Here is a 13,070-nt window from a genome sequence, read left to right on the forward strand (position 1 = left end):
TTTTACACTTTGGATGGATAATCCCGAAAGGTTGAAAAAGAAAGATCAATATCCCCTGCCCCTGAAAATCGCCCGGTGGCTTTTTCCAAAACTGGAGGCCTATGCGCCCGGGTTGGCCCACCGGTATTTTGAAAAGATCTTCTTCACCCCCTTGCATTACCCCGTTCCCGAAAAGGAGAAAAAGGCGGAAACATTTGCTACCCGCTTCACCGTGACGGCCGCGGGCAAGACGATCCAGTGCTATTCGTGGGGCGAAGGACGGCCTGTGTTGCTCATCCACGGCTGGGCTGGACGGGCCACGCAATTCCGGCGTTTCGTAAAGCCCCTCATGAACGCAGGCTATAAAGTGGTGGCGTTCGACGGGCCTGCCCATGGCCAGTCGGAGGGAAAAAGAACCAGTCTCGATGAATTTGAAGCCGCCATCCGGGCGGTGTATGCCAAAATAGGGGAGCCCGTGGCCGTGATCGCGCATTCGTTTGGCGGCGGGGCGGCGTTGTTCTCGGCGATGCACGGCGTAGCCATAAAAAAGCTGGTCATGATCGCGTCACCGTCCGTGGGCGACGAGATCATCAACACCTATCTGCGTACCATCAATGGCACCCGGCCTACAGGCGAATATTTCAAGAAATTTATCCTCGACACCACCGGAAAGCCCTTCGATGAGTATACCGCCCAGCATTTTGTGACCCAATTGAAGACTCCCATCGACCTGTTGATGGTCTACGATGAGGAAGACCGCGAGGTGCCCATGGTCCACGCCAACACCCTGATGAAGCTTTACCCTTCGGCCATGCTGATCCGCACCAAAGGCCTGGGACATACCCGCATCTTAAAAGACGACCACGTTATCGCAGCTTGTGTAACATTTGTGCGAAACGGAGCGTCGGGCTAGCAAAACTGTATTTTATTTGAGATAAAATGGGCCGCCCGGAAAAAAACGGTAACCTGCGCCTCCGGCAACAGGTTTAAGGAAGGACGGGCGCTAAACTTTTATGCCACCGGGCTGTAATTAAAGACGGGCACCATTAACTAATTGGGCAATGAAAATCATCGAGACGCACGAACTGACGAAGGTTTACAAAATGGGCGATAACATCGTGAACGCCCTCCAGGGAGTTTCCATTTCCATCGACAGAGGCGAATACGTGGCCTTTATGGGCCCCTCCGGCTCGGGAAAATCCACGCTGATGAACATCGTGGGCTGCCTGGACTCGCCCACGACGGGAACCTACAGCCTGAACGACAACCAGGTGAGCGAAATGACGGAAAATGAGCTGGCCGAAGTCCGCAACAAGGAGATCGGCTTTGTGTTCCAGACCTTCAACCTGCTGCCCCGCGCCAGTGCCCTCGACAACGTGGCGCTCCCCCTGATCTATGCCGGCTATGGCAAGGCCGACCGTGACGAAATGGCCATGGCGGCCCTGGAAAGCGTGAGCCTCGCCGACCGCTATCACCACAAACCCAACGAGCTTTCGGGTGGCCAGCGCCAACGTGTAGCCATCGCCCGCGCGTTGGTGAACAGCCCCTCCATCATCCTGGCCGATGAGCCCACCGGTAACCTGGATACCAAGACGTCATACGACATCATGAGCCTTTTCCAGGAGCTCCACGACAAGGGCAACACCATCATCATGGTGACCCACGAAGACGACATCGCCCACTACGCCCACCGCATCATCCGCCTCCGCGACGGTCTGATCGAATGGGACCGCCGGAACGAAAACGTGTCGCGCAGCAGCCCTATGGCCGCACAGCACTAACATTTTCTCCCTTCCCGCGCATCGCCTACCTTTAGTGCATGAAGATCTACACGAAAACCGGAGATCGCGGCACCACATCCCTTTTTGGAGGAAAACGCGTTTCCAAAGCCGACCTGCGGATCGACACCTACGGCACCGTGGATGAATTGAACTCCTGGATCGGCCTGGTGCGCGACCAGGAAGTGAATCAAAACCGAAAAGAGTTGCTGGTCGAAATACAAGACCGCCTGTTCACCATCGGCTCCATGCTGGCCACCGAGCCGGGCAACACCAAAGTGAACATCCCCACCCTCCGCGAAAGCGATATTCAATATTTAGAAAAAGAGATCGATGCCATGGACGCCGCGTTGCCACCCATGCGCTTTTTTGTATTACCGGGAGGCCATACCGCCGTGTCGTTTTGCCATTTGGCGCGAACCGTATGCCGTCGCGCCGAGCGTCTAACCATAGCGTTGCAGGCCACCGAGGAGGTGAACGCCCTGGTGATCCAATACTTGAACCGCCTGTCGGACTACCTGTTTATGCTGAGCCGCAAGATGGCTCAGGAACTCAAGATCGAGGAGACGCCCTGGAAACCTAGAATGGACGAGTAGGGAAGAATTCGCTAAGTAAAGAGGCTCTCGTTACAGGCTTTTTCTCCAAAAGCGCGGAGAGCGAAGATGAAAATCGATGCGTATACCGGAATCTTTGGAATTCGCTTGTTCGGATGAGGGCGCCGGTCCAGGGGTTTATCACCACGGCGTCGTAGTTCTCGATGCTCTCGTTTGGTCCCCCTTTCACGATGTCTTTTAACTCGGCGATGATCAATTCATAGTCGCCAAGGAACTCGGTTTTTTCTGACGGTTTTATCCAGGATAAAAAGAAAAAGTATTTACTGCTTCGGCTGAGCGTAAGGCCATTATTCCGCCCGAGCGCGAGCGCCTGGAAAAAGTTGAGGGCGAACCTGCATTCGTCCGGTTCACAACTTTTAAATCCGGTTATGTCACTAAGTCTTCCGAAACGGTCAAGTGTAAATTGAATAGTAGCGTAGGTATGTTGCTTGTCAAACAAAATGGAATAGTTCAACATGAAGCTGAATGGTCTTCCTTGCGAAACATCAAACCATGTTCCTGAACCGTTGTCGGAAATGAAGTGAGATTGATTTGCGTTCCACTGGATATGATCATGAAAAAATGCTGAACCGAAGTAACACACCAAAACACTGTCTGCTGTTGCTTTTATTTTCAAAAAATCATTGTCATAGGGATCTGGTGTGTTTCCGCAAATGATTTTTTCTCCGGTTTCATAGTTGATTTCTTTTATGAGGTCCCCTTTTTTATTGTAGTATTTCCAGAGACCTGCGTAGTCGCCTTCTTCAAAAGCGCCGACACGGTTGAGTGTATTGGTATCAAAATAGTAATCCCGAAAATAGGTTCGGTCAATGGAATCCAACCGGTTAAATTCTCTGGTGGAGTTTAAGTACTCAAAGCACTTGGTCTCAATGCGCGAAGAGTCTGTCTTCACAATGATGATTTCTTGTGGAGGAGGCTCCGGAAGAGGCTCATACGTGATGTGTCCCTGAGGTTTTTTCTTGATGCAACCTGCAACAAGCAAGGAGAGGGCGACTGCGAGGTAAATTCTCATAACGTGATTTCCATGATGAAATCCAGGAGGCGGGTAAAAGTAACGCAGCCGGCTCTAATGACGCATTTTGGGCAAAAAAACTAACATTTGTTAGTCGAATTTGGAAATTAGTCCTACCTTCGGGTCCTTAAAAATTCAGATATCCATGGTAGAGACGATGAAAATTGAGGTAGAGCGGGTGGCCAAATCGCGGCTTCCCCAGGTGGATTTTTCAAACCTTCCGTTCGGGAAGATCTATACGGACCATATGTTTATGGCCGATTTTCGCAACGGCGAATGGGGTAATGCCCGCATTATGCCTTATGGCCACATGCTCATTAGTCCAGCCACCCCGGCGCTGCACTACGGACAATCTATTTTTGAAGGCTTGAAGGCCTATCGCGGCACAGACCGTGAGGCGCTGGTTTTCCGGCCGATGGCCAATTTCAAACGCCTCAACCTTTCTGCCGAAAGACTCTGCATGGCGCAGGTTCCGGAGGAGCTGTTTATGGAGGGTATGCGCGCCGTGCTGGACATCGACCGGGCCTGGATCCCGTCGACACCGGGAAGCGCATTGTACATACGACCTTTCCTTTTCTCAGCCGATGAGTTTATCGGTATCCGTCCTTCACTCGATTTTACTTTCATGATCATTGCTTCGCCGGTGGGTGCTTATTATTCGGCGCCGGTGAAGGTCAAGATCGAAACCCACTATACCCGCGCCGTGGCCGGGGGCACAGGCTATGCCAAAGCTGGCGGCAACTACGGTGGCGCCATCTACCCTACAAAACTTGCCATGGACCAGGGCTATCAGCAGTTGTTGTGGACCGATGGCAAAGAGCACGCCTACATTGAAGAGTCGGGCACCATGAACGTGATGTTTGTTTTTGGCGACACGCTGGTGACGCCCGCCCTGAGTGACTCCATCCTGGCCGGCATCACACGCGACAGCGTGCTGGCCGTCGCGCGCCGGGAAGGCATGAAGGTGGAGGAACGCAAAATAGGGGTGAAAGAATTAATAGACGGTTTGAAAAGCGGCCTCGTCAAAGAAGCGTTTGGCGTGGGCACCGCGGCCACGATTGCCCCCATCCAGGCGATCGGCCACGAAGGCATAGATTACCCGTTGCCCGCGGCGTCAAAGCAAAATTTTGCCGCTCATATCTATTCGGTGTTGGACGAGATCAAACGCGGAATCGCTCCGGATCCGTTCGGATGGGTCGTAAAAATGTAATTTGTTTCCTTTACCTGAATAACTCAACCTGAAACGGTGGACTTGATTGTTCACCGTTTTTTTTACTTTTAGAGGGAAATCGCTACAGGTTGAAAAAGACAAAAGTGCTATGGTGTTTGACGGTGCTGATGGCGTTGGCAACGGCGGGCTATGCTCAGAAGCAACTGGTGTTGCTGAAAGGTGAAAAAGTGTTGTTGCGCCTCGGCTTTGGTGACGAGATCACCTTCCGTCTGAAAGGCAGCAAGACCGTCCGGGTAAGTTATGTGAACAACCTTTTCGACACCGCTGTAATGGCCCACAAGGACATCATTCCCTTCTACAAGATCGACCGCATCTATTTCAAACATTCCAGTTTTGCCAACCGCGTGGGAGGATTCCTGTTGATCGGAGGTGCCGGCTATTTCGTGATCGACCAATTCAATACCATGGTGGTGCAGGGTCACGATCCCAGCCTCGACAAAAGTGTAAACCGCGTATCCATCGCGATGGTGGCCGTGGGGCTGCCCATGATGCTGATCCGGAAAAAATCGCAGCGGATAGGGGGCCGCTACCGGTTGTTCACGGCCGACTATGATTCTCCTTTCTACCAGCACGACCTCGACAGGTTTTAGGCAGACCCTGATTTGTTGCCGGAATTCCTTACTTTTGCCCAAAATTTATTATTCACCATGACAACAGATCAACTGAAAGATTTGAAGGTTCGCGTTAGCGCCTTGAGGAGGTATCTTTGACTACGATCGTAAGATCGTTGAAGTAAGAGACGAGGAGCTCATTACCCAACAAGCGGATTTCTGGAACAATCCCAAACAAGCCGAAGCCATTCTGAAAAACATCCGCACCAAAAAAGTGTGGACCGACGCCTTCGATAACCTTTCCAAAGGTATCGACGACCTGGAAGTACTCTATGAATTCTACCAGGCCGGCGACGTAGGAGAAGAAGAATTAGACCGCGACTATGAGAAGACGGCCAAGGCCGTGGAGGAGTTGGAGTTCAAGAAAATGCTGAGCAAGGAGGAAGACCAGCTCAGTGCCGTGATCGAAATAAACCCCGGTGCCGGTGGCACCGAAAGCAACGACTGGGCCGATATGCTCAACCGCATGTACATCATGTGGGGCGAGAAGAGCGGCTACAAGGTGACACAGATCGACTATCAATCGGGCGAAGTCGCCGGCATCAAGTCGGCCACGCTGGAAATAGACGGCCCGTTTGCCTATGGTAAACTGAAGGCGGAGATCGGTGTCCACCGCCTGGTGCGCATCTCACCGTTCGACTCCAACCAACGCCGGCACACGTCGTTCGCATCCATCTTTGTATACCCGAAAGTGGACGACTCGATCGAGATCGAGATCAATCCCGCCGACATCGAAATACAAACCTCGCGTTCCGGTGGTGCGGGTGGCCAGAACGTGAACAAGGTGGAGACGAAAGTGCAGCTCACGCACAAGCCCACGGGCATCGTCATCGTGTGCCAGGTGGAACGTTCGCAGCACGCCAACCGCGAGCGCGCCATGCAGATGCTGAAATCGAAATTGTATCAGCTCGAAATGGAAAAACGCAACGCCGCCCGCGACAAGATCGAAGCCGGCAAGATGAAGATCGACTTCGGCTCGCAGATCCGTAACTACGTGCTGCATCCCTACAAGCTCGTGAAAGACGCCCGCACCGGCGTGGAGCGCCACGACGCCCAAACCGTGCTCGACGGCGACCTCGATGACTTTATCAAAGCTTTTTTATTGGGAGCACAAGAAATGCCCCAGCAAGCCTGATCCAAAAAAACGCGTTGCTCCCACCCAGGGGCAACGCGTTTCCTTTTTGCATAAGAAAAATTGACCACTCAAAAAATCTACAACACGCCGTTCTGGCTGCTCTGCCTGAGCTCGCTGCTTTTCTTTGGCAGCTTCAACATGATTGTTCCCGAACTGCCGGCGTATCTCACCAGCCTGGGTGGCGGGGAATATAAAGGACTCATCATTTTTTTATTTACAGTGACCGCGCTGCTCTCACGTCCTTTCAGCGGCAAGTTGGCCGACAGGATTGGACGCAAGCCCGTGATCATGGCCGGCGCGATGGTGTGTTTTGTCTGCAGCCTCATCTATCCCGTGCTCACTACCGTGATGGGATTTTTCTTGCTCAGACTCATGCACGGTTTCTCCACCGGCTTCACCCCCACCGGACAGGCAGCATATCTTTCCGATGTCATTCCCGCCAATCGCCGGGGAGAAGCCATGGGGATCCTGGCCACAGCAGGTTCGCTGGGTACGGCCGTGGCGCCGGCGATCGCCGATCCCATCGTGACACATTTTGGATTGCAGGTTATGTTCTATTGCTCATCGGGCGCCGCGATCATTTCCATGTTGGTGGTGTTGGGCATCAAAGAGACGCTACATGAAAAACATCCTTTTGGCGTAGGGCTTCTCAAGGTGAAACGCTCTGATCTGTTCGAGCCTCGCGTACTCAAACCAGGCGTCGTCATGTTCCTGAGCGTGTGTGCCTATGGCGCCATCCTGACGTTGTTGCCGGATTTTGGGACGTATGTAGGCATGCGCAATAAAGGTGTGTTGTTTACCTACTTCACGGTGGCTATCTTGTTCGTGCGCCTGCTGGGAGGCAAGGCGTCGGATCGGTATGGACGCGCGCCGGTGTTGCTGGTGGTCACGTTCGTGATCGCCATCGCGATGTTGGTGATTGCTTTTGCAAAGGATCAGACACAGCTCAGTGTGGGGATCATTTTGTATGGCCTCGCCTATGGAGCCACCTCGCCAACGCTGCTCGCCTGGGCCACGGACCTGAGCGATGAGCATCACCGGGGACGAGGCATTGCCACGTTGTATATTTCCATGGAACTGGGCATTGGCATAGGAGCGTTGGTTTCGGGTTGGCTATATGGAAATGACTATACGCATTTTGTTTATGCCTTTGTGTTTTGCAGCGCGATGTCGGTGTTGGCCTTTGTGTTTCTTTTGTTTCAACGATCCACTAAAAAAGTAAGCGTATGAAAAAAGCGGTATTGATATTCTTTGCGCTCGTTTGCCTGGGCGAATTGGCATCGGGGTGGATGGGTTGGCCGGAAGTTCACCGTGTATGCAAGCCGTTGATCATGATCACGCTGGGCTTGTACTACGTGATCAGTGCCACGCACCGTTCGCCGGTGGTGCTGCTGGCTATTTTCTTTTCGCTGGCCGGCGATGTGTTGTTGATGTTCGAAACCAGCCATGAATTGTTTTTCATTTTTGGACTGCTGGCTTTTCTGACATCACACGTCTTTTATATTTTTTCGTATCGTCAGCATCAGTGGGCTGGGGTCAACGATGCCTTGCAGGGGATTCAGAAAATACGGGCATCATTTCCCATTGTTTTGGCGGGAACGGGGTTGGTCATTGTTTTGTATCCCGTACTGGGACCCTTGCGCATTCCGGTGATGGTGTATGCGTTGGTGCTCATCGTCATGGTGCTCAATGCGCTGTTCCGCTATGGACGCACAGAGGCGATGAGCTTTCGGATGGTGTTTTTTGGGGCGCTGCTGTTCATGTTGTCGGATTCGCTTTTAGCGATCAATAAATTTCTGACGCCCGTTCCGAACAGTGCGAGTTGGATTATGTTGACGTATATGGTGGCGCAGTATTGGATTGTGCTCGGGTTAGTGCGGCACGAGGAAAAAAGTTAAACCGTCTCACCTTCAGTAACCCTTCGGAGACCACGAAAAGCGCGCATAGTGTGCACCCCCGCATCTTTACCTGCACTAGGAGCGGTCAGGGCTAAAGCCCGATGAGCAAAGTGTCGTGGACCCTGGCCTAAAGGCCAGGGTTATTCAGGTCCGGACTGTTCGGCGGACGTATCAATACACGAATGCGCCGGGTGGTATTTGCAATGCCTAACGCACGTCGCCACAGAAAGACACGAGGAATGCAAGTTCGCAGGTGATACCAGCCCTGTTGAATAGTAACCCCGGCCTTTAGGCCGGGGTGTAACAGCCATAAACGCAAGGGCTTTAGCCCTGACCCGCTTCGCAGGCCTACCCTACATTATTTGGATGCATGATCTACTTGTAACCCGGATTTTGGACACAACGACACGGGATTTGGATAACTCCGGAAGGTATCATTTGCGGTCCTTTGCAGAGAACAAAATTCAAAGCTCATGGAAAACATCACGAAAGTAAAGTTAGGCAGCCAGGGATTGGTTATTCCCGCGCTGGGCCTCGGTTGTATGGGGATGACTACTATTGCCGGTGCCGATATTTACGGTAAAGCAGATGAAACCGAATCGATCGCCACCATCCACCGGTCGCTGGAACTCGGAGGCAATTTTCTGGACACAGCCGATTTATACGGACCGTTGCTCAACGAAAGACTCATCGCAAAGGCCATCCGCGGAAACCGGGCGAAGTACATTATCGCCACAAAGTTCGGCTATGAAATTGACGACCAGGAAAAGTTGACCTGGGGATATAATGGAAAAAAAGAATACGTTAAAAAAGCAGCGGAGCGTTCCCTGAAAAATCTCGGAACAGATCACATCGACCTTTACTATCTCCACCGTCTCGATCCGAACACACCGATTGAAGAGACCGTAAGTGCCATGGCCGATCTGGTGAAGGAAGGCAAGGTGCGCTACATCGGTTTGTCGGAAGTCGGTTCCGGCACCATCAGAAAAGCGCATAGCATTCATCCGCTGACCGCGGTGCAAACCGAGTATTCATTGTTTGAAAGAAGTGTGGAAGAAGAAGGTGTTCTGGATACACTCCAGGAATTGGGGATCGGGTTTGTCGCCTATTCTCCGTTGGGAAGAGGCTTCCTTACGGGCGAGCTTAAGTCGCCTGATGATTTTGCTGCGGACGATTTCCGAAGGACGCTTCCGAAATTTCAGGGGGAGCAGTTTTACAAGAACATCGAATTGGCAGAGGCGATCAAAACTATGGCGCGCGAAAAGAACATCACCAGCTCGCAGCTGGCCATCGCCTGGATTGTAGCAAAAGGCTTTGTGCCGATCCCCGGAACAAAGCGGATAAAATACCTGGAGCAAAATATCGAAGCGGCAAAGATCAGACTGTCGTCAGCAGAACTGGCCAGACTGGAGTCGATCATTCCGCTGGGCACGGTTACCGGCGACCGCTATGATGCGGCCAACATGACGGTAGTGGGCAAATAAGGATCCGGTATCCTGCGCACCTCATTAAAGATCAAACAACCATGAAGAGATGCCGGGTGATCTACCCGGTATCCATTTTTTAACTTGGAAAAGAAACAATCACTAACTTCACCCAGGATGACACGCAAACATAAATCACCGCATGTAATTGATTCGGTAGCGGCGTTGCACAGCGCATTCGGCCTGCCTAAACCCGAACACCCGCTGATCAGCGTCGTAAATTTTGAAAATGTAAGCTTCACGGTGAGCGATGTGTGGGATCATTTTGTGATCAATCTTTATTGCGTCGCCATCAAAAAAGGCATTAATGGGAAAATGAAGTATGGCCAGACGTACTACGATTTTGATGAAGGCGTAATGACATTAACCGCCCCCAAACAGGTGATGTCAATCATGAATACAGATGAGATCGCCGTGTCAGGATACCTGATCTACTTTCATCCCGACTTTCTGCAAGGCTACCCGCTGATGAAAACCATCAAAGAGTATGGTTTCTTTTCTTATGAGTTGCACGAAGCCTTGTTACTTTCCGCAAAGGAAGAGGAGTCGATCATCAGGATCATGAAAGAAGTGGAGCGGGAATATCACCATGCGATCGACCGTTTCAGCCAGGACGTGATCATCTCGCATATTGAGCTTCTGCTGGTCTATGCGAACCGGTTCTACAATCGCCAGTTCATTACCCGCAAAAATCTGAACCACGACATGTTGTCAAAACTGGAAGCCATCCTGGAGGAATATTTCAAAGGCGAGAAGGTGGCAGAGAAGGGACTGCCCACGGTAAAATATATTTCAGACCAATTAAATGTATCCCCCGGCTACCTCAGCGATCTGCTAAAAAATCTCACCGGCCAAACCACCCAACAACACATCCACGACAAAGTGATCGACAAGGCAAAGGAAATACTTTCTACCACCTCCCTATCCGTCAGCGAAATTGCCTATCGATTGGGCTTCGAGTACCCGCAGTCCTTCAACAAACTGTTCAAAAGCAAAACCAACGTCTCTCCGCTTGAATTCCGGCAGTCTGTTAACTAATGATCAGCAGTCTGTTGAAATTAGTAATGTCTTTTTTTCAATAACCCCAAGCTGGGACATAGCCGCCATACTTGAAAAGGGCTTTAGCCCTCACTATTTTGACACTAACCCCAGCCTTTAGGCTGGGGTATCACAGCTACATCTGAAAGGGTTTTAGCCCTGACCGGCTTTCAGGGGATCAATACTCAAACATCTTCACCCGCTCATCCCGTTTCAAATACGTATTGAACGCATCCAAAAGCTTCTCTCTTCCATACACCTCATAAAACAACACGAACCCCTTCTCATCCTTCAAGTCACGCTTTCGCTGAAATCCCAACCGGAGTTTTTTCAACTCCAGTTCCAACCCAACAATGAAGTCGCGCTCGTCGGTATACACGATCTTGTAAGACCGCGCATGGTGAATACGATCGACTACGATTTGAAGTTTTTCGAATACGGTGAGCACGATCATCACCACGACCGATCCTACCAGTGCGATAAAATACTGCCCCGCACCCACGGCCATACCCAACGCCGCCGAGATCCAGATCGTCGTGGCCGTCGTGATCCCGGTCACCGTTAACCCGTCTTTAAAGATCACCCCAGCCCCCAGAAAGCCAACGCCGGTGATGATGTTGGATGCGATCCGGTCCTGCGAGTTTCCGCCAATGGCCATCGAGATCTGGGTGAACAACGTGGACCCCAGGCAAATGATGATCATCGTGCGCAGCCCCGCCGCCTTACTTCTGTATTCCCGTTCCAGGCCGATGGCCGCGCCAATCACAAACGAAAGCAGCAGTTGCAAAGCCGTTTCATAGTGCGAATCCAAAATTTCCATTACGCTCGTGTTTTCAGATCACAAGGTAATAAAAACCTTAGCGAAGGTGACGTTGAAAAATTAAATCAGGCCAATGCCAATTCCACTTGGCGAGTCCTGAGCATGGGCTGCCGTTTCCAATAGGTGAGACTTCGCCACACCCATTCCAGCGGTCCGAATAAAAAGTATTTCAGCCAGATGTTGCTGAAGGCGATTTGAAACGCCCAGATCGCAAAAATAAAATAGAACAATTCATAGCGTTCGAATTGTCCGAAGTATCCCAACCCATACCCCGAAAAAATAAAGGTGCAGATGATGGATTGCGAGAGGTAGTTGGTGAACGCCATCTGTCCAACAGCGGCATAAAGTTTCAGGAAGCCATGGAAAACGCCGCTCTTATACAGCAGGGTGATCAGGCCGATATGTCCCATGGCTACGAATGTCCGGTGAACATCATATAGCGTGAAGGGAATGGGCCAGACCTCGATATAGTTGTAATAATTCAATTGCGCATTGTACCACGTTATCCCCGCCAGCAGGCCTTCGCCAATACCCAATCCATAGCCCAGGATGAGCATGCCGGCATAAAATCCAGTCGACTTTTCTCCCGTGAGAATGCCCGCTTTATACAATGCCATGCCCAACAAAATACAGATCATGATGTCGAAAAATGTATTTTGATAGAATACGCTGGACTCAAATTTGGCGTTGGTCGACTGCAGGTGCTTCCATACTTCGGGATAAGATTTCAGCATGGCCTTGTTTTCTTTCTCCACTTCCTTTTTCACGTTCTCCACTTTGCGTTTGTCGATCGTTTCTTTCCATTTTTCAAGATCGCCTTTTTGGTCTTCGGTAAGTGTTTTCTTTTCTTTTTCCAGGGCCATGGCCGCCAATCCTTTTTCGCGTTTCACCAGGGCTTCCTGGTTGCTGAGGTAGGACTTGAACATGTTCACGCAGACAAAGAAAAGGCAGAGGCACAACAATAATTTGACGGAGCTTTTCCGCAGCGGGAACAGGAACAAGCCGCAGATGGCATAGTGGTATAGGATATCGCCGGGCCACAACAACACATAGGCGTTAACCAATCCAAAGACGAGCAGCCAGATAAGCCGCCGGTAATAGACATCGGCTGCCCCGAGGCCCGATTGTTTTTCCAATCGCGAAATGATGAGCAGCGCGCCGGCGCCGAACAACATGGAGAACATGGCCCGGAAAGATCCACCCAGCACAAAGCCGGTGACCATCCACGAAGCGATGTTGCGCATCGAGGTTTCATTGAGTACGCGCCAATCAAAATCCAGTTGATAGGCGCGGGCGAAGAACGGCATGTTGAGGATCAGGATGCCACAGAGGGCAACGCCACGCAGGGCGTCAATCATGAAGATGCGCTCCCTTTGTTGGAGCGGCAGTGAGGTTTCCATAGACATTAGAGAGGGTTAGGGTCAATGAAGATAACACTCAGCGCTCGAGATTACAATACCCGTAAACGGT

13 protein-coding genes are annotated in these 13,070 nt (G+C 51.3%); 10 read left to right on the top strand and 3 right to left on the bottom strand.

The annotated features are described in order from the left end of the window. Positions 1 to 31: 31 nt before the first annotated feature. From BUB30_RS30475 to BUB30_RS30485, 3 genes are all read left to right on the top strand, one after another. Complete coding sequence (locus BUB30_RS30475; RefSeq protein WP_178377233.1) at positions 32 to 892, top strand: alpha/beta hydrolase; 861 nt, start codon at positions 32 to 34, stop codon at positions 890 to 892. 148 nt (positions 893 to 1,040) lie between these two features. Continuing rightward, the gene (locus BUB30_RS30480; RefSeq protein ID WP_073142151.1) at positions 1,041 to 1,760 is read left to right on the top strand and encodes an ABC transporter ATP-binding protein; all 720 of its coding nucleotides are present in this window, start codon (positions 1,041 to 1,043) and stop codon (positions 1,758 to 1,760) included. A gap of 38 nt (positions 1,761 to 1,798) precedes the next feature. Further along, positions 1,799 to 2,353 (top strand): cob(I)yrinic acid a,c-diamide adenosyltransferase, encoded by a 555-nt coding sequence (locus BUB30_RS30485; RefSeq protein WP_073142153.1) that lies wholly within the window; start codon positions 1,799 to 1,801, stop codon positions 2,351 to 2,353. Here BUB30_RS30485 and BUB30_RS30490 read toward each other — a convergent pair. Further along, positions 2,337 to 3,383 carry a toxin-antitoxin system YwqK family antitoxin gene (locus BUB30_RS30490; protein WP_143165150.1) on the bottom strand — a complete coding sequence of 349 codons (1,047 nt, stop codon included), beginning with the start codon at positions 3,381 to 3,383 and terminating at the stop codon, positions 2,337 to 2,339. The two genes, BUB30_RS30485 and BUB30_RS30490, sit on opposite strands and share 17 nt — an antisense overlap. A 145-nt stretch (positions 3,384 to 3,528) precedes the next feature. Between BUB30_RS30490 and BUB30_RS30495 the strand changes: the two genes are divergently transcribed. The 7 genes from BUB30_RS30495 (at position 3,529) to BUB30_RS30525 (ending at position 10,780) form a co-directional block, all read left to right on the top strand. Further along, the gene (locus tag BUB30_RS30495) at positions 3,529 to 4,593 is read left to right on the top strand and encodes a branched-chain amino acid aminotransferase (protein WP_073142156.1); all 1,065 of its coding nucleotides are present in this window, start codon (positions 3,529 to 3,531) and stop codon (positions 4,591 to 4,593) included. An 89-nt stretch (positions 4,594 to 4,682) separates the two neighbouring features. Beyond that, a complete protein-coding gene (locus BUB30_RS30500) occupies positions 4,683 to 5,204 on the top strand; it encodes a hypothetical protein (protein WP_073142158.1) in 522 nt (173 codons plus the stop codon). A gap of 57 nt (positions 5,205 to 5,261) precedes the next feature. Next, a protein-coding gene (gene prfB, locus BUB30_RS30505; RefSeq protein WP_119753184.1) for a peptide chain release factor 2 occupies positions 5,262 to 6,360 on the top strand; the annotation gives its coding sequence in 2 pieces (ribosomal slippage) (positions 5,262 to 5,321 and positions 5,323 to 6,360; 1,098 coding nt in all). 60 nt (positions 6,361 to 6,420) lie between these two features. Continuing rightward, positions 6,421 to 7,590 (top strand): MFS transporter, encoded by a 1,170-nt coding sequence (locus BUB30_RS30510; protein WP_073142161.1) that lies wholly within the window; start codon positions 6,421 to 6,423, stop codon positions 7,588 to 7,590. After that, on the top strand, positions 7,587 to 8,258 hold the full coding sequence (locus BUB30_RS30515; RefSeq protein WP_073142163.1) for a lysoplasmalogenase: 672 nt from the start codon (positions 7,587 to 7,589) through the stop codon (positions 8,256 to 8,258). The genes BUB30_RS30510 and BUB30_RS30515 overlap by 4 nt, the downstream gene beginning before the upstream one ends. A gap of 473 nt (positions 8,259 to 8,731) precedes the next feature. Next, complete coding sequence (locus BUB30_RS30520) at positions 8,732 to 9,742, top strand: aldo/keto reductase (RefSeq protein WP_073142165.1); 1,011 nt, start codon at positions 8,732 to 8,734, stop codon at positions 9,740 to 9,742. A gap of 117 nt (positions 9,743 to 9,859) precedes the next feature. Next, the gene (locus BUB30_RS30525) at positions 9,860 to 10,780 is read left to right on the top strand and encodes a helix-turn-helix domain-containing protein (protein WP_073142167.1); all 921 of its coding nucleotides are present in this window, start codon (positions 9,860 to 9,862) and stop codon (positions 10,778 to 10,780) included. 178 nt (positions 10,781 to 10,958) lie between these two features. Here the strand turns inward: BUB30_RS30525 and BUB30_RS30530 are convergent, their stop codons facing one another. Together BUB30_RS30530 and BUB30_RS30535 are read right to left on the bottom strand one after the other, a co-directional pair. After that, entirely contained in the window at positions 10,959 to 11,600 is a 642-nt protein-coding gene (locus tag BUB30_RS30530) for an MgtC/SapB family protein (protein ID WP_073142168.1), read from the bottom strand. Positions 11,601 to 11,665: 65 nt separating this feature from the next. After that, positions 11,666 to 13,000: a DUF418 domain-containing protein gene (locus BUB30_RS30535; protein ID WP_178377234.1), complete on the bottom strand. Its 1,335-nt coding sequence runs from the start codon at positions 12,998 to 13,000 to the stop codon at positions 11,666 to 11,668. Positions 13,001 to 13,070 lie beyond the last annotated feature (70 nt).

Source organism: Chryseolinea serpens, from assembly GCF_900129725.1.
Lineage (GTDB): Bacteria > Bacteroidota > Bacteroidia > Cytophagales > Cyclobacteriaceae > Chryseolinea > Chryseolinea serpens.